The following is a 208-nucleotide window of genomic DNA, read 5'->3' on the forward strand; positions in this document are numbered from 1 at the left end:
TTCCCCATGTGAGAGTAGGTCATCGTCAAGATTAAATTCCGAAACCCCAATTGCGAAAGCAGTTGGGGTTTTGTTTTAGTAGAAGTCACCGATTTTTGCCGGAACGTTACTGCGGTAACGGGCTGGTCACAGAATTTCTTGACGACCATAGAGCGTTGGAACCACCTGATCCCATCCCGAACTCAGAAGTGAAACGATGCATCGCCGA

General features: G+C 48.1%; 1 rRNA gene. It reads left to right on the plus strand.

The features are described from left to right. Positions 1 to 137 precede the first annotated feature (137 nt). Positions 138 to 208 (plus strand): 5S ribosomal RNA (rrf, locus tag ACKUG4_RS28265); the annotation flags it as partial.

It is taken from the genome of Candidatus Pseudomonas auctus (assembly GCF_048654275.1).
Taxonomy (GTDB): domain Bacteria; phylum Pseudomonadota; class Gammaproteobacteria; order Pseudomonadales; family Pseudomonadaceae; genus Aquipseudomonas; species Aquipseudomonas pharyngis.